This is a genomic window from Mixta sp. (assembly GCF_024610815.1).
GTDB lineage: Bacteria > Pseudomonadota > Gammaproteobacteria > Enterobacterales > Enterobacteriaceae > Mixta > Mixta calida.
Map to the genome: position 1 here is coordinate 1 of NZ_JANION010000243.1, position 20317 is coordinate 20317.

The window sequence follows — 20317 nt, forward strand, 5'->3', positions numbered from 1 at the left end:
CTGTGGGTTTTTATTGTTTAACCCAACGCTGTTTTGACTGCTTACCCTGCTTTACGTTGTACCGGATAAATTTATCTGACAGCTCATCGTAAATAAGTTGTTAAAAAACTACATCCCTGCATCGTTTCTCCCTACAACAGAGATGCCTTCTTACTGACAAAAACTGACAGTTCCCTGTAAAAAAACAAGATTTATTTCAAATTAACTGAATGCGTCAGGCAACTTCTTTCTCAGCAGACATTCTTTATTTCCCTACCGGAAGATAAAAAAATCGCCTTAAAGACCTTCTGCTTCTCGATAAAATTGCACGATAAAAGCATAACAATAACAATTTTTTTGAATACCAGAAAAAAAGCGCGCGTCGGTCCTGATTTTTGTTGATTTTCTGTTTCAGCTTGTTCAGTCTCATGTCAAAACGTGAATGAGGGAGACGATAATGCGGTGGAAAAACAGTCGCGGCGAATATGGACATATCGCCGTATCGCTTCACTGGCTGGTTGCTTTAGCGGTCTATGGCATGTTTGCGCTTGGGCTGTGGATGGTCACGCTGGGCTATTACGATACCTGGTATCACAAAGCGCCTGAGCTGCATAAAAGTATCGGCATGGTGCTGTTTGCCGTCATGACCCTGCGCGTCGTCTGGCGTTTTGTCTCCCCTCCTCCGGCGCCGCTCGCCAGCTACTCTCCGCTGGTGCGCTACGGCGCGATTGGCGCGCATCTGCTGCTCTACCTGCTGCTGTTCGCGATTTTTATCACCGGCTACCTGATCTCTACCGGAGAAGGCCAGCCAATAGAGATCTTTGGCCTGCTCTCTGCGCCTGCCGCGATCAACGCCGACGCCGTGCAGATCGATCTGGCGGGCGATATCCATCTCTGGCTGGCATGGAGCGTGGTGATCCTGTCGCTGCTGCACGGCCTGGCTGCGCTGAAGCACCACTTTATCGATCGAGATATCACGCTAAAACGGATGCTGGGTTGCCGCATCGCTTCATCTATTGAAACGGAGAAATAGTATGTTGAAAAAAACGCTTTGCGGTCTGACCGCAGCAACGCTGCTGCTTGCAGCCCAGACGGCGACTGCCGCGGACTATAAAATCGATAAACAGGGGCAGCATGCCTTTATTCAGTTCCGCATCAAGCACCTTGGCTACAGCTGGCTCTACGGCACTTTTAAAGATTTCGACGGCAGCTTTACCTTTGATGAGAAAGATCCGGCCGCGGATAAGGTGAATGTCACCATTAACACCAGCAGCGTCGACACTAACCACACCGAGCGCGACAAGCACCTGCGCAGCGCCGACTTCCTTAACGTCGGCAAATTCCCTCAGGCGACATTTGTCTCTACCGGCGTGAAGAAGGATGGCGACGAGCTGGATATTACCGGCAACCTGACGCTGAACGGCGTGACGAAGCCGATTACGCTTGAAGCGAAAATGCTTGGCCAGGGCGACGATCCGTGGGGCGGCTACCGTGCCGGCTTCGAGGCGGAAGGCAAACTGGCGCTGAAAGATTTTAACATCAAAACCGATCTCGGCCCGGCGTCTCAGGAAGTGGAGCTGATGATTTCTGTGGAAGGCGTCCGTCAAAAATAACCCGTTGGGAAAGAATAAGGGCAGCCTGCGCTGCCCTTTTTTATTGCCGCTGTCCGGCTTACTTAGCTTTCCGCTTTATCGGAAGGCGCGGGGATGGTCAGGGTGGCATTCAGCAGGCCGCGCGATTTATTGAAAATCTTGTTGCTGGTTTCACGACCAGCGCGGCGCGCGCGCTGCTCTTCCGGCGGCAGCGAGGCTTCTTCCATGCAGATCGGACTACAGCAGTGCTGATATTTCTCAGCGCAGGCCGGACACTGGATAAACAACAGATGGCAGCCGTCGTTGACGCAGTTGACGTGCGTATCGCACGGCGTGCCGCACTGGTGGCAGTGCGCGATAACATCGTCGGAAATGCGCTCGCCCATGCGCTCGTCAAAGACAAAGTTTTTGCCTTTAAACCGCACCGGCAAGCCCTGCTCGCGCGCGCGGCGCGCATATTCGATAATCCCGCCTTCAACGTGATAAACCTGCTCAAAACCGTTATGCCGCATCCAGGCGCTGGCTTTTTCGCAACGAATGCCGCCGGTGCAGTACATGACGATCTTTTTATCTTTTTTATCCTGCAGCATATCCACCGCCATCGGCAGCTGATCGCGGAAGGTATCGGCGGGGATTTCCAGCGCCTTGTCAAAGTGGCCCACTTCATATTCATAGTGGTTGCGCATATCGACGAACACCGCATCGGGATCGTCGAGCATGGCGTTGACTTCATCCGCTTTCAGATAGGCGCCGACCTGGCTGGCGTCGAAGCTGTCGTCGGTGATGCCGTCGGCCACAATGCGATCGCGCACTTTCAGGCGCAGCACCCAGAAAGATTTGCCGTCGTCGTCCAGCGCCACGTTCATGCGCAGGTTATTTAGCGCCGGATGGAAACCGTACAGCGTCTCCTGCATACGCGGATAGAGGCTGGCCGGCACGCTGACCTGAGCGTTGATGCCCTCATGCGCGACATAGATGCGACCAAAGACCTTCAGCTCGGTCAGCGCTTTATAGAGCGCGTCGCGAAACGCCTGCGGATCGTCGATGGTGAAATATTTATAGAAAGAGACGGTGGTGCGCGGCTCGGTTTCGGCCAGCATGCGCGCCTTCAGCTCTTTGTTGGAGACCTGGTTATGTAACACTGGCATGGTGTTCTTTCCCATTAATGAGCGGTTTTTAGCGGGCGACATCATACCTGATTTAACAGTGAAGCAAAGCCTCGCAGCATTTTTTCTACATTTGACGATCGGGCGCTACCGCACATACTGACAATTGACCTGGATCGCAATCACGTTGAGCATAGTTACTTTATTAGCGCCCTTACTATCACTTAGGTGATAACAGACGGAGAAAAAGATGAGTCAGCTATTTACGCCGATAAAATTGGGTAAGTTATCTCTCAGTAACCGCATTATTATTGCGCCGATGTGCCAGTACTCGGCGGAACAGGGTAAAGCAACGCCCTGGCACCGCATTCATCTGGGCCATCTCTCCCTGTCCGGCGCCGGACTGTTGATTATCGAAGCGACCGCGGTGGAAGCCGCCGGGCGTATCACGCCACAGGATTTGGGGCTGTGGGATGACGAAACGGAGCAGGCGCTGGCGGAAACCATCAATGATGTTAAACGCTACGCGACGATGCCGCTGGGTATTCAGCTGGGCCATGCCGGACGCAAAGCGTCCTGCGACGTGCCGTGGCGCGGCGGCGGCTTTTTAACGCCGCAGCAGGGCGGCTGGCAGACCTCCGCGCCCTCCGCGCTGCCCTACAGCGAAGGCGATGATAAGCCGCTGGCGCTGACCAAAGCACGCCTTGAGGAGATCAAGCAGGCCTTTATCGACAGCGCTATCCGCGCTGACCGTCTGGGCTTCGAGCTGGTGGAAATCCACGCGGCCCACGGCTACCTGCTGCACCAGTTCCTCTCTCCGCTCTCCAACCAGCGCGACGACGAATATGGCGGCTCGCTGGAAAACCGTATGCGCCTGGTACTGGAAATCTTCGACGAGGTTCGCCGCGTCTTCCCACGCGACAAAGCGGTCGGCGTGCGCATCTCCGCCTCCGACTGGGTTGAAGGCGGCTGGGATGAGGAGCAGTCTGTCGCGTTAAGCAAGGCGCTGGAGGCGGCAGGCTGCGACTATATCCACGTCTCCAGCGGCGGCCTTTCGCCACAACAGCAGATCAGCGTGGGCCCCAACTATCAGGTGCCGTTCGCCGTCGGCATTAAAAAAGCGATGACTTCTATGCCGGTGATCGCCGTCGGTCTGATTACCGAGCCGCAGCAGGCGGAAGCGATTCTGGTGAATGGCGAGGCGGACGCCGTGGCGTTGGCGCGCGCGATGCTTTACGATCCGCGCTGGCCATGGCACGCCGCCGCCGAACTGGGCGAAAAAGTGCAGGCGCCGCCGCAGTACTGGCGCTGCGAACCCCATGAGGTGAAGGGGCTGTTTAACCTGTAAATCCTCTCCGGCGGCGCCTCTGTAGCGCCGCCGTTCATTTTGGCTGACACCATTATTTCAGCTGGCGTAAAAAAAGTGGCACAATATGCCCCTTAAACTGGACACTGCGGCAACAGACGCCTGCCGCAACGACTATCTGGAAGAACATGACTCAGCTGCCTCAATTTTCTCGCGATCTGCTGCATCCGCGTTACTGGTTACTCTGGCTTGGCATTGGCCTGCTTTATCTTGTGGTTCTGCTTCCTTATCCGGTGCTTTACCACCTCGGCTGCGGCCTCGGTCGTTTATCGATGCGCTTTATGAAGCGGCGCGTCGCGGTTGCCCGTCGCAATCTGGAGCTCTGTTTTCCCACCATGCCCGTTGCCGAACGTGAAGCGCTGGTAAAGCGCAATTTTGAATCAGTCGGCATGGGCCTGCTGGAAACCGGCATCGCCTGGTTCTGGCCCGACTGGCGAGTACGCAAATGGTTCACCAACTCCGGCGACGAGCATGTTAAGCGCGCCCTGGAAGAGAAAAAAGGGGTGCTGCTGATCGGCATGCATTTCCTGACGCTGGAGCTGGGTGCGCGTTTCTTCGGCATGCTCAATCCTGGCATCGGCGTTTATCGCCCGAATGACAACCCGGTGATCGACTGGCTGCAAACCTGGGGGCGGATGCGCTCCAATAAAAGCATGCTCGATCGCAAAGATCTCAAGGGGATGATCCGTGCGCTGAAGACGGGCGAGATTATCTGGTACGCCCCCGACCACGACTACGGTCCAAAGAGCAGCGTCTTCGTGCCCTTCTTCGCCGTGCCGAACGCCGCCTCGACCAAGGGCAGCTACCTGCTTATCCGTAGCGCCAACCCGGCGGTGATCCCCTTTGTGCCGCGCCGTCTGCCGCACGGCAAGGGCTACGAGCTGGTGGTGCTGCCGAGCGTCGAGGACATTTCCACCGAGAGCGAAGCGGCGACCGCCGCGCGCATGAATCAGATCGTCGAAGAGTCGATTTTGATGGCGCCGGAGCAGTATATGTGGCTGCATCGCCGCTTTAAGACACGCCCTGAGGGCGAGCCAAAACTCTACTGATCGCCTTTTCCCTTTCGTTTCAGCGTGAAACGAAAGGGGGTTCTTTTTTGCTCTCGCCCGCCATTTTTTTTATTCAGCAAACTCATGACGCGGCAAAACTTCGTCTATCCTTTTTTGAAACCATCCCCAAGGAGAATAAGGAGAAACCATGAGCATGTTTAGCACGCTGGAAGAAGCTATCGATAACGCCCGCGAAGAGTTTTTGGCGAATAACCCGGATCTGGATGATGACGAGGTATCGGTAGGACAATTCAACCTGCAAAAATATGTAATGCAGGATGGGGAAATTATGTGGCAGGCGGAATTCCTCGCTGATGAAAGCGATGATGGCGAACTCTCGCCGATTCGCACCGGCGAAGCTGCGCAGGCGATTTTTGACGGCGATTTCGATGAAGTTGAGCTGCGTCAGGAGTGGATGCCGGAGAACACGCTGCACGAATGGGATGAAGGCGAATTTCAGCTTGAACCACCGCTGGATACTGAAGAAGGCGAAGCGGTGGCGCAGGAGTGGGAAGACAGCGGCAGCAATAACGAATCCGACCGCTGGTAACCGCCGCGCCGCGGTTGATTACTCATAAGGGCCGTGTCGGGCATCTACCGGTAACAGGAGCGTGTCCAGCAGGGCCGACAGCGGCACGTCGATAATGGTCAAAAAGCGCCACGGCGTGTCGCGCACGTCCCACTGCACCCCAGGATAATATTGATTGCCGTGCCCCTGTCCGGGCACCGTACGGCTGATGATACTGCCACAGCCGCTCAACAGCAGCACCGCCGTCAGCAGCATGACGCCGCGTAAACCTCTTTTCACCCGTTTTCCCCTCTTATAAAAACAGGCCATTGTAACCGCCCGTCCCCTGCCCGCCAGCGCTTCAAAGGTAAAGGTAGCGTAAAGGGCCGGGATAAAAAAAGCGGCCCGCAGGCCGCCTGAATTTAGCGCGCCGTCAGCAACGGCGCTTGACGTTTTTCACCGCGGCCCGCAGGCCGCGCGGCTTACTTCGCTGGCGCTAACGCCAGCGGATTGAGCTGCAGCGTCCGATAGTAATCGAGCCACTCGTGATATTTCTCCGCATCCTGCCACAGTCGATAGTGCAGGCGCGCCAGCGTCACCGGATCGCTGAGCAGCACCAGACGCTCATCACGGCTCAGTTTCGCAGGCGCCTCGCTTAACGCACGCTCAACCCGACGGTCGCGCGCGTGATCCAGCAGGTCGCTTTTCAGGTGACGCGAGGTCGCCAGAGCGGTAGCCAGCGCGTTAAACGACGGATGGAACAGCGCATGCATAAAGCCATGCTTCAGGGCGCGTTCGCGGTTCAGCTGCAGATAGGCGTCGGTATCCTGCAATTCCTTCGGCGGCGCGTACTCTTCCGGGATCAGGAATAAGTTCGCGCGCCTGGTCGCCAGCCCATTGCTCGCGCGGCTGGAGATCACCGAAACAAACGGCGACAGGATCAGCGAGAAGACGATCGGCGACAGCCACCACAGGAAGTTTAGATCGAGCCAGCCCATACCGACCGCCCAGACGATGCCCAGCAGCATCTGCGAACCGTGACGGCGGAACGCTTCGCTCCACGGCGTAGCGTCGTCATCGCGCTGCGGCGAGTTCCACACCACTTCCCAGCCAAGGAAAGCGCTGACCACGAACACCGTATGGAACAGCATGCGCACCGGCGCCAGCAGCACCGAGAACAGCATCTCCAGCAGCATCGACAGCAGCAGACGCAGCGCGCCGCCGTAGCCCTTCGCCCCTTTGAACCAGATCAGCACCACGCTCAGCAGCTTCGGCAGGAACAGCAGCACCAGCGTCGTGGAGAACAGAGCTATCGCCAGTTCCGGTCGCCACTGCGGCCACACCGGGAAAAGCTGGCGCGGCTGCAGGAAGTACTGCGGCTCCATCAGGGTATGCACCACCTGCAACGCCGTCGAAAGCGCCAGGAACATAAACCAGAGCGGCGCCGAGAGATAGGACATCACGCCGGTCAGAAATACCGCACGGTGCACCGGGTGCATCCCTTTCACCAGGAACAGGCGGAAGTTCATCAGGTTGCCGTGACACCAGCGGCGGTCGCGCTTCAGCTCGTCCAGCAGGTTCGGCGGCAGCTCCTCATAGGAGCCAGGCAGATCGTACGCGATCCAGACGCCCCAGCCGGCGCGGCGCATCAGCGCGGCTTCGACAAAGTCGTGCGACAAAATCGAACCGGCGAACGACCCTTCGCCCGGCAACGGCGCCAGCGCGCAGTGCTCAATAAAAGGCTTCACGCGGATAATGGCGTTGTGGCCCCAGTAGTGCGATTCGCCCAGCTGCCAGAAGTGCAGACCGGCGGTAAACAGCGGCCCGTAAACGCGGGTGGCGAACTGCTGACAACGCGCATAGAGCGTATCCATGCCCGACGCCTTCGGCGAAGACTGGATAATGCCGGCGTTCGGGTTCGCTTCCATCATGCGCACCAGACCGGTCAGACACTCGCCGCTCATTACGCTGTCCGCATCCAGCACCACCATATAGCTGTACTGGCTGCCCCAGCGACGGCAGAAGTCGTCAATGTTGCCGCTTTTACGTTTCACGCGGCGGCGGCGGCGGCGATAGAAGATCTTGCCGGCGCCGCCCACGTCGCGCACCAGCTCCATCCACGCCTTCTGCTCCGCCATGGCGATGTCGGCGTCGTAGCTGTCGCTGAGGATATAGACGTCAAAATGCTCGCTCTCGCCGCTGCGCACGACGGATTCCCAGGTAGCGCGCAGACCGGCGAAGACGCGCTCCACATCTTCGTTGCAGATCGGCATGATCAGCGCCGTGCGGTGCGTCGGATCGATCGGCTCATCGCCGTTCAGCGTATAAGAGATGCTGTATTTATCGCGCCCGATCATCAACTGCAGGAAGCCCATCAGCGCCGTCCAGAAGCCAGCGGAGACCCAGCAGAACAGAATAGCGAACAGGAACAGGATGCCGGTCTGCAACACATAAGGCAGCAGCTGCAACAGCGACTGCTGCCAGTTCTGGTTCAGCATGTCCATCGGGTCGATCAGCGCCCAGCCCTGGTAAGGCAGAATGGTCTTCATATACCAGGTGGCGATCACCGTCTGGAACAGGGTAAGGATCAGAAGAATGTAGCGACGAATGGAGCCGACGTGACGCCATTTATCTTCCTGTCGCTGCTCTTCCGCCGTGGCATAGCGCGGCGTTGATTTGCGGCCGCGCAGGGAATCCCAGGCGCGGGCCAGCGGGTTGGTGCGCCAGGCTTCCGGGAACATCAACGAACGCTTTACCGGCGGCATCGCCTTCAGCGTCGTGCGGTCAAGGTAATCCTGACCGAACTGTTTTCCGCCGTCGACAGAATCGGGCCAGCTCATTTCGATGCGCGCTTTGACCGAGGTCAGCGGCGCATCGTCAGGGCGCGCTTCAGCCGGGCCGTCCTGGCCCAGCTGTTGATGCAGTTGACTGTAGACGTCACCGCCCGCCTCCGGGGCGGGCAGACTGGACGACAGCGCCGCTTTGCGTTCCGGCGTCAGCGGCAGCGCGTCGATATAGTCGGCTGGAGTAAGCATTGATTTATTCATTGGCAGGCAACTGATAGCTCCATGTTTCCGTCAGCGCTTTATCACCGTTAACCAGTGCGGCGCGCATTTCGGTCGGCTGCTTATTGTCTTTCACGCGAATGCGCAGCATTAAGCGCCAGCCTTTGGTGACCGGGTTATAACGTACGCTCTGTTCAACAATCTCGCCGTTGTTGCCGATACTGACCTGCGGCGCGACCGGCGTATTATCCGCCAGCTTGCCCATCTCTTCGCCGACGAAATCGACCACGAAGGCGATGGTGCCATCCGGCTGACGCACCAGGTTCGACTGTTTCACATCGCCGGTGGAGCGCAGCGTGCTTTTCACCCATGCCGTTTCCGGCGAATGCAACTGGTCTTCATCACGGGTAAAGTGCAGACGATATTTAAAGTTCATTTCCTTGCCCGGCTCCGGCAGATTCTCCGGCGTCCAGAAGGCGACGATGTTGTCGTTGGTCTCATCCGCGGTCGGGATCTCCACCAGCTCGACGCGGCCTTTGCCCCAGTCGCCCTGCGGCTCGATCCAGCCGCTCGGGCGCAGATCGTAACGGTCGTCGAGATCCTGGTATTGACTAAACTCGCGGCCGCGCTGCAACAGACCGAAGCCTTTCGGGTTCTCTACGGTAAAGGTAGAGACAGCCAGATGGCGCGGATTGTTCAGCGGACGCCAGATCCACTCGCCATTGCCGGCATGGATCGACAAACCGTTGGAATCATGCAGAGAAGGACGATAGTTCACTATCGGAGAAGGCTGATTCGGCCCGTAAAGGAACATACTGGTCAGCGGCGCGACGCCCAGCTTGCCCACTTTATCGCGCAGATAGACTTTTGCCTGCACGTCAACATTGGTGTCTTTGCCCGGACGCAGCACAAAGCGGTAGGCGCCGGTGGCGCGCGGCGAATCAAGCAGCGCATAGATCACCAGCTGCTTGTCCTGCGGTTTCGGACGCTGAATCCAGAACTCGCGGAAGCGCGGGAACTCTTCGCCCGACGGCAGCGCGGTATCGATCGCCAGACCGCGCGAGGAGAGACCATAAACCTGGCCGCCGCCGATCACGCGAAAATAGCTGGCGCCGAGGAAACTGGTGATTTCATCATCCTTGCCTTTGGCATTGAGCGGATAGAGCACCTTAAATCCGGCGAAACCGAGGTTTTTAATGGTTTCCGGGTCGTGCTGCACATTGCCGAAATTAAAATAGTTTGGGTTATATTTGATTTCACGCACCGTACTGGCGGTGATTTCATGAAGTTTCACTGGCGTGTCGAAATACATGCCCTGATGATAGAACTCCAGTTTGAATGGCGTTTTCAGTTTGTTCCAATAGGCTTTATCGTGATTAAACTGAATCTGCTGATAGTCAGCATATTTCATGTCACGAAACTGAGAGGGCAAATTGCTCTTTGGCGCTTCAAAACTTTTTCCCGCTAACGACTTCGCCTCGTTTGCCACATCGTCAATGCTAAAAGCCCAACTGTTATTGGCATACAAGGCAAGCAGAACTGCCGCACCTGACCAGTGCAGTTTTTTCAGTTCCGTTTTATTTTTGTTAGTAATCAGCACATCCCCCCCTTTCGTGTGCTTAAATCAATCTCATCCATATTAATGGATTATTCCGTTTTCCGACAGTATATCAGCGGTTTTGTTCCCATTTACCCTGCGGTTCAGACGTTAACCTTAGTTGATCGTCTGTTACAGAATCGGCTGATATTATATGGATTCCCGCTCCGGTAAAGTAAAGCGCTCACTTTTGTCAGGTTCAGAGTGAGCCGGAGCAAAAAACGTACTAAAACTGGATAATTATGCGTACAAAAACCCAGCAGCGTGAATATTTTTTTGACTCGATTCGCGCCTATCTGATGCTTCTTGGCGTCCCTTTTCATGTTTCACTTATTTATTCCAGCCACCAGTGGTCCGTTAACAGCGCGGAGCCCTCCCTCTGGTTAACCGTATTTAATGATTTTATTCATGCTTTCCGTATGCAGGTCTTTTTCGTGATCTCCGGCTATTTCTCTTACATGCTTTACTTGCGTTATGCGCCAAAAGAGTGGTGGAAAGTGCGCGTCGAGCGCGTCGGCATTCCCATGCTGACCGCCATTCCGCTGATTACCCTGCCGCAGTTTTTTATGCTGAAAGCGTGGACCGGTAAGGTTGCCGGCTGGCCGCACTTCTCTCTGTACGACAAGTACAACACTCTGGTCTGGGAACTCATCTCACACCTGTGGTTTTTACTGGTGCTGGTGATCTTTACCACGCTCGGCCTCTGGCTGTTCCGTCGCCTGCGCGTCGGCGTCACCAGCGAAGAAGCGGCGGCGCCCGGCTGGATGACCTTAACGCTGGCGATAGTGTTCTACAGCCTCTGCTGGTGCGTGATGCGCCGTCTGATCTTTATTTTTCAGCCCGCCCTGCTGACCGACGGCCTGTTTAACTTTGTGGTGATGCAGACGCTGTTTTACCTGCCCTTTTTCTGTCTCGGCGCGCTGGCGTGGCGCAACCCGGCGCTGAAGGCGCGCTTTATCCGGTTCAATCCCTGGACGGCGCTGGGCGCGGCGCTGGCGTTTATCGCCTATATGGCGAACCAGCGCTACAGCAGCGGCGAAGGCTGGATGTATGAGATTGATGCGGTAGTGTCGATGCTGATGGGGCTGTGGATGGTCAATATGGTGTTCGCCTTCGGCCATCGCTTCCTTAACGCCCACTCGGCGCGTATTACCTGGCTGGTGAACGCCTCGCTGTTTATCTACCTGGTGCATCATCCGTTAACGCTGCTGTATGGCATTTTTATTACGCCGCACATTCACAACAACGCGCTGGGCTTCGTCGCCGGCCTGGCGTTTGTCTTCGGCATCGCCTTTCTGCTGTATGAGATTCACCTGCGCATTCCGCTGCTGCGCTTTCTGTTTTCCGGCAAAAAGCCGCGTCCCTGAGAGCCAAACGATTAAGCCGCCCGCGGCGGCTTTCTCTCCTGTCTTTACGGCGGGCGTAAACGCCCGCCTACAGCAGCCACTCCACCGGCAGACGCCAGACCAGCCGCACCAGCAGACGCTGCCAGAAGCGCGTCTTCGGTTCATGTTTATGCACCACTTCCCCCGGCTCGCCTTCATACTCGACCCAGTTGATGCGGCCCCACTTATCCAGCCGCAGCGACCAGGCGCGATCGCGCATCTCCTCGACAAAGCGCTGATGGATATTGCCTGCCAGCACGTCGCTCTCTATTAGCAGCCCCATTTCAGTGTTCAGCACCGCCGAGCGCGGATCGAAATTAAACGAGCCGATAAAGACCTTTTCATTGTCGACGCTAAAGGTCTTGGCGTGCAGGCTGGAGCCGGAGTTACCGGTCAGCCCGCGATCGTGCGGCCGTTCTTCACCGTCATGCTGCGGCTTCAGCTCATAGAGCTTTACGCCGTGGCGCAGCAATTTTTTGCGCCATTTAGCGTAGCCCGCGTGCACTACCGAAACATCGTTGGCCGCCAGCGAGTTGGTTAAAATCGCGATGCTGACGCCGTGGCGCACCAGACCCAACAGCTGCGCCACCCCAGCGCGCGTGGGAACGAAATAGGCGGAAATAATGTCGAACTGCCGCTGCGGACGCCCTATTACCTCCAACATGCGCTGCGGCAGCAGCGTGCCGCGTCGCGCCTTGCCCAATCCTTTACGCGGATCGTCGCTCAGCAGACGCGCCGGCGCCCAGATCATCTCCAGCTCGCCGCTGTCCAGCTGCGCCATATAGCCGCAGGATTGCACGCGCTGCATATAACGCTGCACCTGCTCGCTGTCGCGCCAGGCTTCCGGCAGGCGCACCGCCGTCTGCGACTCGTCGCTCGCCTCATCCACCACCGATTCAAAGGTTTTTACCGCGCCGCTGTGCCAGTAGCGTTCGAAATCGTCCGCAACCTCTTCGACCACCGGCCCGATCGCCATCACATCGAGATCGGAAAACAGCGGCTGCTTGCCCGCGCCGAAATATTCGTCGCCGATGTTACGGCCGCCAACGATGGTGACCATGTTATCGACGATGATGCTTTTATTGTGCATACGCCGATTCAGGCGGGCAAAATCGCTGAGATAGCCCAACGCGCGCAGCGTGCGGAAGGAGAAAGGGTTAAACAGCCGGATGGCGATCTGCGGATGGCGGTTCAGTTCGCTAAGGGTTTTATCCAGCCCCATCGTATTGTTGTCGTCCAACAGCAGGCGCACCTGCACGCCGCGATCGGCCGCTTCCAGCAGCGCGCTGAACAGCAGCCGACCGGACATGTCGTTTTGCCAGATATAGTACTGAATATCGATGCGCTCTTCGGCCATCGACAGCAGCAAGTAGCGCGCGGCGAAGGCGTCAAGACCGTCGCTCAGCGGATGCAGGCCGCTGTGTCGGGGATGCTGAGCGGTACGGGGCGTCACTGCCCTGGCGAGGCGAGTGCGACTGTCTGCAGGCGTCAAGTTATCCTGCGGATAAAGTGCTTCAGCCATTGATTGTCCTTTTTATATGGTTCTGATTGTTATTATTCACCCTGTATTCCTCGGGCGTCATACGACTGTTCTGATTGCTGCTGATAAAGCCGATACATCTCCTCATCAAAACAGACCAGCCACACCTGTTGCGGGTAGTCATGATGTTGAAAAAATTCACTGATAGTGCGCAGCGCGATTTCCGCCGCCGCCGCTTTAGGATAGCCGTAAATACCGGTAGAGATCGCCGGAAAGGCGAGAGTGGCGAAGCGGTTTTCCGCCGCCAGCCGCAGGCTGTTGCGCCAGGCGCTGGCCAGCAGTTCGGCTTCGCCCTGCTGACCGCCGCGCCACACCGGGCCGACGGTATGGATTACCGCCCGCGCCGGCAGGTTGCCGGCGCCGGTCAGCACCGCCTCGCCGGTGGGACAGCCGCCGCGCGTGGCCGCCAGATGGCGACATTCGGCGAGCAGCGCCGGGCCTGCGGCGCGATGAATCGCGCCGTCGACTCCACCGCCGCCCAGCAGACTGCTGTTCGCCGCATTGACGATGGCGTCCACCTCCATCTGAGTAATGTCGCCCCGCATAATACGCAATCGGTTATGCATCTTTCCTCCCTGGGAATATGTGCTGTGAAAATCAGGTCAGGGTTGTCATTTAGTCTAGACTTAGCGAAACGTTCCGCGCCTGCCTTTTTCACGGGAGAAGAACCGCATGCCAACCACATCTTCACCGATGTCGCCGCAGCGTCATCAACCGTCGCTGTTCAACAGCTTTTTCCAGGGCAGCTTCCCCTGCTCCACCGCCTGTCGCGGCGAAGGCAAACGCCTCGATATGATTATCAGCAGCGGCCATGACATGCTGGTGCATAAAGACTACGCCGCGCTGGCGCAGCATCGTCTGCTGACCGCCCGCGATGGCGCGCGCTGGTATCTGATCGAGAAAAAGCCCGGCGAGTATGACTGGTCCTCTTTTCTGCCGATGGTGCATGCCGCCAGCCAGCACGGGATCCAGATCATCTGGGAGGTGGCGCATTTCGGCTATCCGTCTCATCTCGATATCTGGTCCCCCGAATTTATTACCGCCTTTGCCCGCTTTGCCAGAGCGATGGCGGAGGTGATGCGCAATGAGGGCATCGAGCAGCCTTTCTTTACGCCGGTGAATCAGATCTCTTTCTGGTCCTGGGCCGGCGCGGAGGTCGCCTGGCTGAACCCGTACGCCAGCGGGCGCGGCCCGGAACTGAAGAAGCAGCTGGTGCGCGCCAGCCTGGCGGCGATCGCGGCGATCCGCGAAGTCTATCCGCAGGCGCGCTTTGTGCTGACCGATCCGCTGGTGCATGTGGCGCCGGCCGACGACAGCGCGGCGGCGCGCGAGGAAGCAACGCGTCAGAATCTGGCGCAGTTCGACGCCTGGGATATGCTGTGCGGCCGCCAGTTTCCTGAACTGGGCGGCAGCCCGGAGGCGCTGGATATTATCGGGCTTAACTACTATCCCGATAATCAGTGGCTGAGCGACGGATCGCCGTTGACCATCACCCAGTCCGCCTGGCGGCCACTGCACCTGCTGCTGGAGGAGGTATGGCAACGCTATCAGCGTCCGATGCTGCTTGCGGAGACCGGCGCGGAGGGCGACGCGCGGGCGAACTGGCTGAACGTGGTGGCCGATCAGGTGCAGCTGGCGTTGGAGCGCGGCGTGGCGATGGAGGGTATTTCGATCTATCCGGTGGTGGAGTATCCCGCGTGGGCGGACGATCGCCGCTCGCCTGGCCCGCTGTTCGGCCTGCCCGATCCCAACGGCAGCCGCACGCTGTATGAGCCGCTGGCGCTGGCGTTACGCAGTCAACAAATTAAGATGCAGAATCAGGGTTAGCGACGAGCGGGCGGTGACGACGCGGATTCCTCGACGGGCGCATAGCAGGCTTGTGGTTCAGGAAACGTCTGGGCTGAACGGCGTACGTCGTTCAGCCAGGTTACAGCGAAGAGAAATACCACGGTAATCAGGCAGGCAGAAAGTAAAACGATCAATGCGATAAGCTTGTCCTCCCGACTCTCCATACCCTTCTCCTTTTTTTGCCCCGAACCGCATGCTCATGACCTTATGACATCCACAGCGTCACGAGCAGCACAAAAATTATAAGCGTAAATGAGGTTACCGCAAGCACCACCACCGCGAACTGCGCATCATCCAGCGTCGGCGGTTCGTCTCTTTCTGGCGGGTCGGGCGGCAAAGATTCGTTCATTTTCATTATCATCACAGCAGGAATAAATCGCGGCAAAACGCGCTACCGCGCTGCGCCTGCAATGCGGTTTTTCAGTGTAACATAACCTGTTTCACGGGAAAGCGTCTCTGTGGCGAAGACCGGCAGGCTGGCGCACCTTTGCCGGTCGCTGGCAGCCTGCCACCGTTACGGCTGCCAGCCGCCGCCGAGCGCGCGATAGAGATCGATTTGCGCCTGCAGCAGAGTGTTTTTCAGCTGCACCACATTGAGCTGCGCGCTAAACAGCGTGCGCTGCGCATCCAGCTCATCAAGATAGGAAGCGTAGCCGTTCTGATAGCGGTTGCGGGCGATGCGCAACGTATCCGCGGCGATCTCCTGCTGTTTTTCCACTTCCCGCAGCTGCGCCTGGGTTTGTTCGATAGCGTCGAGCGCGTCGTTGACCTCGCTGAAGGCGTTGCGCACCACTTTTTCATAGGCATAAAGCGCCTGATTGCGCGTCGCCATCGAGACGTCGACCTGCGCCGTTAGCGCTTCGCGGTTCAGCAGCGGCGCCAGCACGCTGCCGCCGACGCTCCACAGACGGAAAGGATTGTCCACCAGCTGATGCAGCACCGAGGTTTGCAACGTGCCGGAAGCGGTCAGATTCAGCGACGGCAGCAGCTTCGCCTGCGACGAGGCGAGCGAGCTGTCCGCCGCCAGCAGCTGGCGCTGCGCCTGCACAATATCCGGTCGTCGCTGCAACAGCTGCGAAGGCAGCAGCGACGGCATCCGCTGCGGCATCACCTGCGCGAAGCGCGTCTGGCGCGCGATATGGCGCGGATTCATGCCGACCAGAATGCTCAGCGCGTTCTCCTGCTGGCGGATCTGATGCTCAAGCTGCGGGATCTGCGCCTTCGCCGCCTGATATTCCGACGCCGCCTGCATCCATTCCAGCCGCGAGGTATAGCCCGCTTCAAACTGACGCTGCGCCAGATTCAGCGAGTTCTCCCGCGTCGCCAGCGTCGCCTGGGTGACGCGCAGCTGTTCATCCAGCGCCAGGAGCGACATATAGCCGGACGCCACCGAGGTGGCGATGGTCAGCTCGGCCGCTGCGGCCGCCGCCTGCTGCGCCGCCAGCGAGGCGCGCGCCGCGTCGATGCTGCTGCTGCGCGAGCCCCAAAGATCCACGTCGTAATTCGCCTGCAACAGCCCCTGATAAACGTTGCCGTCATGCGGCGCGCCGGTCGCCGCCGACAGCGTGCGGGCGCGCGTCGCGCCGACGCCGACATCCAGCGTGGGGAAGTTATCCCCCGTCGCGGCGCGTAGCTGCGCCCGATATTGATCGACGCGGGAACGCGCGGTCAGAATATCGGGATTATTGCGCAGCGCCTGCTCAACCAGCCGGTTAAGATCGGGATCGGCGAAGGCGCGCCACCAGTTTGCCTCCGGCGCGGCGGCGGGCCCGACCTGGTTGCGCCACTGCTGCGGCACCGGCAGCGAGGACGGCGCCTTTTCCACTTCGGTGGCGCATCCCGCCAGCAGCGGGATCAGCAGCGCCAGGGTTTGCAGTTTGCGCCCCGTCATGGCTGCGCCTCCACCGGCGCGGCGGAAGTGTCAATGCTGACCTGCACCGACATGCCGGGACGCAGGCGCGTCTGTTCCTCACCGTTGATTTTGATGCGCACCGGAATGCGCTGGGCGATTTTGACAAAGTTGCCGGTGGCGTTATCGGGCGAGATGGCGCTGAACTCCGATCCCGCCGCCGGAGAAATATACTCCACCACGCCGTGGAACGTCGCGCCGTTCAACGCATCGACAGTAAAGGTGACCGGCAGGCCGGGACGCACGTTGGCCATCTGCGTCTCTTTCATATTGGCGATCACCCATTTCTGGCCCGGCACCAGCGAGGTCAGACGCGTTCCGGCTGAGACGTAAGCGCCGCGCCGTACCGAAATCTGCCCCAGCTGTCCATCTTCCGGCGCAATGATGCGCGTGTTATCCAGATCGATCTGCGCCAGCCGCAGAGCCGCTTCGGCGTTGGCGACGTCCGCCTCCAGCGAGGCGCGGTTCACAATCACCGTTTGCAGATCCTGACGTGAAACATCCACCGTCGCTTTCGCCTGCTGCACGGCGGTCACCGCCTGGCTGTTGGCGGCGCGCGCCGCGTCGCGTTCACGGATCGACAGGGAGCCGTCCGACACCAGATTCTCCACGCGTTTCAGGTCGAAGCCGCTTCTTACCGCCTGCGCCTTTGCGTTCTCCAGCGCGGCCTGGTTGCGGGCTATCACCGCCTCAGCGCTGCGACGCTGCTGCTGATTGTTGGCTAACGCCGCCTGCTTCATCGCCAGCTGCGCTTTCGCCTGCTCGACGCGCTGCCGGTAGATGCGGTCGTCGATGGTCATCAGCACGTCGCCTTTGCGTACCGGTTGCAGGTCCTGAACGTTGACCGCGGTGATATAGCCGCTGACCTGCGGGCTGATAAAGGTGACCTGCCCGCGCACATAGGCGTTTTCCGTGCTCTGCACCGCGCTGGTGAACGGCCAGAGCTGCCAGGCGTAAAGGATAATCAGGACGCCGACGATCACGATGCCGCTGCCGACGGCGACAGAAAGAATGCGGCGTTTATTGGTGCGCTCGCGCTCTGCGGCTTTACTTTCTTCCTGCTGACTCATTGTTTCTCCATGCTTTCAGAGGTTGCCGTAACAGGTTGCGCCGCGGCGGCGGCGTCGCGTCGCTGCTGGCGCCGGGTGAGGATGCGCTGACGCATCAGGCGCCAGAGCACCCACGCCAGCGTGCAAAACGCCATCCCTGCGGTCAGTAAATAGGTATCGTTCCAGGCCAGCACGTTCGCCTGCAGCGTGGCGACGCTTTGCAGCTGAGCGACCGCCTGCGCGCTGAGCAGCGTGGCGTCGTTCAGCTGGCTGCCGAACAGGCTGCTGTACTGGCTCAGGCGATCGGTGACGTTGGGATCGAGCAGCGAAAGTTGATCGCCCAGCAGGCTGGAGTGATATTTTTCGCGCCAAATCTGAAAGGTGCCCAGCATCGCCGAACCGATCAGGCCGCCCAGGTTCTGGCTCATTCCGAACAGCACCACGAAGCTCACCAGGTTTTTCGGCTGCGCGACGACGCTGCCGATGCCCAACAGCATGGCGGGCGCCATAAAGAACGAGCTGCTGAAGCCCAGCAGAAACTGGCTAAGGTACATATCATGCGGACGGGTCAACGGATTGGCGTGCGCATCCATCAGCGACGCGACCATCATAATCAGCAGCGAGATAACGATCGGCCAGCTGAAGTGCGCGGGCTTCAGGGTCAATGCGCTGGCGGCGATGCCCAGCGCCACGCCGCTGACGATCGCCAGCGCCAGGCCATGCAGCTGATCGTTGATCAGGCCCACCTGCTGTAAAAAGCCGATGGCGCCGGTATTCTGCTCCGCCAGCACCACGCGCATCATGATCATTACGATGCCGAGCCTGACGATCGCGCCGCTGCTCAGCCAGCGCGTATTGATCAGCGGATTGGCGCGGTTGTGCTCCAGTACGATGGCGCTGACGATCAACAGCAATGACAGCGCCAGGCAGATGCCGAGCCAGGGCGTGGTGAACCACCACTCGATGCGCCCCAGCGACAGCACGCCGCAGAGCAGCGCCATGCCCGGCGCCATCAGAATAAAGGTGACGAAATCCATCTTTTCGAAAACTTTGCTGCGGTCGCTGGGCGGCAATTTCAAAATCAACACGCAGCCCAGCGCCACCACCGCCAGCCCCAGCTCAAACAGATAGAGGCCACGCCACTCTTCGAGCTGCAACAGCTCTGACGAAAACAGCCGCGCCAGCGGTATCGCCAGCTGCGAACCACCGATGCCGATCGCCAGCGCCTTAAGGCGGTGCTTCGCCGGCCATGCCTGCACCTGATAATAAATGCCCAGCGAACTGAGCGCGGCCGCCACCATACCGTGCGCGGCGCGCACAATGATCGCTGAACTGAGATCGTTAACGAACAGGTGAAAGAAAGCCACCAGCACGTAGAGCAGCAAAAAGGCTTCCGTAAAAATGCGCAGGCCAAACTGCTGGCGAAACTTTACCAGTAAGAGGTTGATAGAAATGTTGCCCATTACATAGACGGCGGGCAACCAGGCGATCTCGTTGGAATAAGCGCCAAAGGTGCCCTGCAGGTTGGTCAGGTTCGCGGTTACCAGCGCGTTACTGAGCGCACCGGTCAACGTAATCAGCAGCCCCACCAGCCCGAAGGCGATGCGCTTATGAGCGGGGTGAAGCGGCGTCGAAGGCGAGCCGGGCAGCATCGGCTTTTCATGCGGCTGCCACTGTCGCGGCGCGTAGGGATTTGATTTCGCCACGTCAGAGCGTTCCTGTCTTATCCAGCAACTGTTGCAATACCCGTTGGGCTATCGCCAGCTCGTCCCTGTCGATATCCGCCAGCAGCTCGCCGCGCAGCCGATCCGTTTCCACTTTGACCTTATTGAACAGCGCGTTGCCCTGCTCAGTAACCAGCAACAGACGCTTGCGGCGATCTTCTTCCGGCTGCGAGCGCTCAACCAGCTGCTGCGCCACCAGACGATCCACCAGCGGCACCACACTCGCCTCTTCCAGGCCCAGTACCTGCGCCAGCGCTTTTTGCGTCATGGGTTCGCTTTCGCTGGCCAGCGTCGCCACGGCCAGCCAGCTGTTCATGCTGAGGCCGCTCTCTTTCAGCCGTCGATCGATCGCCAAACGCCAGGCATGCGCAGCGAGATGCAGCAGACGGGAGAAACGCTGTTGGGAATCCAAAATATAGGCACCTAATGATTAGACTTCAATGTAAATCGCCGTAGTTAAGTATAGGCGCTGAGGCACAGGATTGTGAAGAATGCACATGGCGTATTGTTGTGCAAAAAATGGCATCGCCTGCATCGTTAACAGCACGACATGCGAGCCTCCATGCAGCCAAACCGCTAGCGATGTTTTCTTCGACTGGCCTTATCCCGTATCTCTTCTAAAATGTTAGACGAAAGATAATTTGCCGCGCAAAGTAAGAT

The 20317-nt window shown here is 58.6% G+C and carries 19 protein-coding genes; 7 read left to right on the forward strand and 12 right to left on the reverse strand.

Features of this window, described 5'->3' with window-relative positions; genetic code table 11:
• Window positions 1-436: 436 nt before the first annotated feature.
• Window positions 437-1012, forward strand: a complete 576-nt coding sequence (locus MYY08_RS18450) for a cytochrome b (RefSeq protein WP_084970926.1) — start codon at window positions 437-439, stop codon at window positions 1010-1012.
• A 4-nt stretch (window positions 1013-1016) separates the two neighbouring features.
• A complete protein-coding gene (locus MYY08_RS18455) occupies window positions 1017-1592 on the forward strand; it encodes a YceI family protein (protein WP_038630051.1) in 576 nt (191 codons plus the stop codon).
• 62 nt (window positions 1593-1654) lie between these two features.
• Here the strand turns inward: MYY08_RS18455 and trhO are convergent, their stop codons facing one another.
• Window positions 1655-2719 carry an oxygen-dependent tRNA uridine(34) hydroxylase TrhO gene (gene trhO, locus MYY08_RS18460; protein WP_038630052.1) on the reverse strand — a complete coding sequence of 355 codons (1065 nt, stop codon included), beginning with the start codon at window positions 2717-2719 and terminating at the stop codon, window positions 1655-1657.
• A gap of 208 nt (window positions 2720-2927) precedes the next feature.
• Here trhO and MYY08_RS18465 point away from each other — a divergent pair, with 208 nt between their 5' ends.
• The 3 genes from MYY08_RS18465 (at window position 2928) to MYY08_RS18475 (ending at window position 5642) form a co-directional block, all read left to right on the forward strand.
• Window positions 2928-4025: an NADH:flavin oxidoreductase/NADH oxidase gene (locus MYY08_RS18465; RefSeq protein ID WP_288015432.1), complete on the forward strand. Its 1098-nt coding sequence runs from the start codon at window positions 2928-2930 to the stop codon at window positions 4023-4025.
• A 146-nt stretch (window positions 4026-4171) separates the two neighbouring features.
• Window positions 4172-5092, forward strand: coding sequence for a Kdo(2)-lipid IV(A) acyltransferase (locus tag MYY08_RS18470; RefSeq protein ID WP_038626850.1), 921 nt, complete (start codon window positions 4172-4174; stop codon window positions 5090-5092).
• Between the two features lie 148 nt (window positions 5093-5240).
• Window positions 5241-5642, forward strand: a complete 402-nt coding sequence (locus MYY08_RS18475; protein ID WP_038626852.1) for a MysB family protein — start codon at window positions 5241-5243, stop codon at window positions 5640-5642.
• Window positions 5643-5660: 18 nt separating this feature from the next.
• Here the strand turns inward: MYY08_RS18475 and MYY08_RS18480 are convergent, their stop codons facing one another.
• From MYY08_RS18480 to mdoG, 3 genes are all read right to left on the reverse strand, one after another.
• On the reverse strand, window positions 5661-5876 hold the full coding sequence (locus MYY08_RS18480; protein WP_103790893.1) for a YceK/YidQ family lipoprotein: 216 nt from the start codon (window positions 5874-5876) through the stop codon (window positions 5661-5663).
• Window positions 5877-6082: 206 nt separating this feature from the next.
• Window positions 6083-8647 (reverse strand): glucans biosynthesis glucosyltransferase MdoH, encoded by a 2565-nt coding sequence (gene mdoH, locus MYY08_RS18485; RefSeq protein WP_038626856.1) that lies wholly within the window; start codon window positions 8645-8647, stop codon window positions 6083-6085.
• Window positions 8640-10199 (reverse strand): glucans biosynthesis protein MdoG, encoded by a 1560-nt coding sequence (gene mdoG, locus MYY08_RS18490; protein WP_373996377.1) that lies wholly within the window; start codon window positions 10197-10199, stop codon window positions 8640-8642. The genes mdoH and mdoG overlap by 8 nt, the downstream gene beginning before the upstream one ends.
• Before the next feature lie 245 nt (window positions 10200-10444).
• On the opposite strand from mdoG, the gene mdoC reads away from it, so the two are divergent.
• Entirely contained in the window at window positions 10445-11569 is a 1125-nt protein-coding gene (gene mdoC / locus MYY08_RS18495) for a glucans biosynthesis protein MdoC (protein ID WP_038626861.1), read from the forward strand.
• A gap of 67 nt (window positions 11570-11636) precedes the next feature.
• Here the strand turns inward: mdoC and MYY08_RS18500 are convergent, their stop codons facing one another.
• Window positions 11637-13109: a phospholipase D family protein gene (locus tag MYY08_RS18500; protein ID WP_038626863.1), complete on the reverse strand. Its 1473-nt coding sequence runs from the start codon at window positions 13107-13109 to the stop codon at window positions 11637-11639.
• A 32-nt stretch (window positions 13110-13141) separates the two neighbouring features.
• Complete coding sequence (locus MYY08_RS18505) at window positions 13142-13693, reverse strand: O-acetyl-ADP-ribose deacetylase (RefSeq protein WP_052133916.1); 552 nt, start codon at window positions 13691-13693, stop codon at window positions 13142-13144.
• Between the two features lie 106 nt (window positions 13694-13799).
• Between MYY08_RS18505 and MYY08_RS18510 the strand changes: the two genes are divergently transcribed.
• Window positions 13800-14954 (forward strand): glycoside hydrolase family 1 protein, encoded by a 1155-nt coding sequence (locus tag MYY08_RS18510; protein ID WP_038626865.1) that lies wholly within the window; start codon window positions 13800-13802, stop codon window positions 14952-14954.
• Here the strand turns inward: MYY08_RS18510 and MYY08_RS18515 are convergent.
• From MYY08_RS18515 to MYY08_RS18540, 6 genes are all read right to left on the reverse strand, one after another.
• Window positions 14951-15139, reverse strand: a complete 189-nt coding sequence (locus MYY08_RS18515; RefSeq protein WP_038626867.1) for a hypothetical protein — start codon at window positions 15137-15139, stop codon at window positions 14951-14953. The genes MYY08_RS18510 and MYY08_RS18515 overlap by 4 nt on opposite strands.
• 41 nt (window positions 15140-15180) lie before the next feature.
• Window positions 15181-15330 (reverse strand): hypothetical protein, encoded by a 150-nt coding sequence (locus MYY08_RS18520; RefSeq protein ID WP_156462418.1) that lies wholly within the window; start codon window positions 15328-15330, stop codon window positions 15181-15183.
• Window positions 15331-15489: 159 nt separating this feature from the next.
• Entirely contained in the window at window positions 15490-16866 is a 1377-nt protein-coding gene (locus MYY08_RS18525) for an efflux transporter outer membrane subunit (protein WP_038626868.1), read from the reverse strand.
• Window positions 16863-17954 carry an HlyD family secretion protein gene (locus tag MYY08_RS18530; RefSeq protein ID WP_288015436.1) on the reverse strand — a complete coding sequence of 364 codons (1092 nt, stop codon included), beginning with the start codon at window positions 17952-17954 and terminating at the stop codon, window positions 16863-16865. The genes MYY08_RS18525 and MYY08_RS18530 overlap by 4 nt, the downstream gene beginning before the upstream one ends.
• Window positions 17951-19639, reverse strand: coding sequence for an MFS transporter (locus MYY08_RS18535; protein WP_038626870.1), 1689 nt, complete (start codon window positions 19637-19639; stop codon window positions 17951-17953). The genes MYY08_RS18530 and MYY08_RS18535 overlap by 4 nt, the downstream gene beginning before the upstream one ends.
• A gap of 1 nt (window position 19640) precedes the next feature.
• Window positions 19641-20069, reverse strand: coding sequence for a MarR family winged helix-turn-helix transcriptional regulator (locus MYY08_RS18540; RefSeq protein ID WP_103790895.1), 429 nt, complete (start codon window positions 20067-20069; stop codon window positions 19641-19643).
• Window positions 20070-20317 lie beyond the last annotated feature (248 nt).

Excerpts from the sequence above, each read along its gene's own strand:
- MYY08_RS18520 (WP_156462418.1), bottom strand. The coding sequence starts at position 15,330 with ATGAAAATGAACGAATCTTTGCCGCCCGACCCGCCAGAAAGAGACGAA.
- MYY08_RS18480 (WP_103790893.1), bottom strand. The coding sequence starts at position 5,876 with ATGCTGCTGACGGCGGTGCTGCTGTTGAGCGGCTGTGGCAGTATCATC.
- MYY08_RS18525 (WP_038626868.1), bottom strand. The coding sequence starts at position 16,866 with ATGACGGGGCGCAAACTGCAAACCCTGGCGCTGCTGATCCCGCTGCTG.
- trhO (WP_038630052.1), bottom strand. The coding sequence starts at position 2,719 with ATGCCAGTGTTACATAACCAGGTCTCCAACAAAGAGCTGAAGGCGCGC.
- MYY08_RS18510 (WP_038626865.1), top strand. The coding sequence starts at position 13,800 with ATGCCAACCACATCTTCACCGATGTCGCCGCAGCGTCATCAACCGTCG.
- MYY08_RS18530 (WP_288015436.1), bottom strand. The coding sequence starts at position 17,954 with ATGAGTCAGCAGGAAGAAAGTAAAGCCGCAGAGCGCGAGCGCACCAAT.
- mdoC (WP_038626861.1), top strand. The coding sequence starts at position 10,445 with ATGCGTACAAAAACCCAGCAGCGTGAATATTTTTTTGACTCGATTCGC.
- MYY08_RS18475 (WP_038626852.1), top strand. The coding sequence starts at position 5,241 with ATGAGCATGTTTAGCACGCTGGAAGAAGCTATCGATAACGCCCGCGAA.
- MYY08_RS18465 (WP_288015432.1), top strand. The coding sequence starts at position 2,928 with ATGAGTCAGCTATTTACGCCGATAAAATTGGGTAAGTTATCTCTCAGT.
- MYY08_RS18470 (WP_038626850.1), top strand. The coding sequence starts at position 4,172 with ATGACTCAGCTGCCTCAATTTTCTCGCGATCTGCTGCATCCGCGTTAC.
- MYY08_RS18515 (WP_038626867.1), bottom strand. The coding sequence starts at position 15,139 with ATGGAGAGTCGGGAGGACAAGCTTATCGCATTGATCGTTTTACTTTCT.
- mdoH (WP_038626856.1), bottom strand. The coding sequence starts at position 8,647 with ATGAATAAATCAATGCTTACTCCAGCCGACTATATCGACGCGCTGCCG.
- MYY08_RS18450 (WP_084970926.1), top strand. The coding sequence starts at position 437 with ATGCGGTGGAAAAACAGTCGCGGCGAATATGGACATATCGCCGTATCG.
- MYY08_RS18500 (WP_038626863.1), bottom strand. The coding sequence starts at position 13,109 with ATGGCTGAAGCACTTTATCCGCAGGATAACTTGACGCCTGCAGACAGT.
- MYY08_RS18505 (WP_052133916.1), bottom strand. The coding sequence starts at position 13,693 with ATGCATAACCGATTGCGTATTATGCGGGGCGACATTACTCAGATGGAG.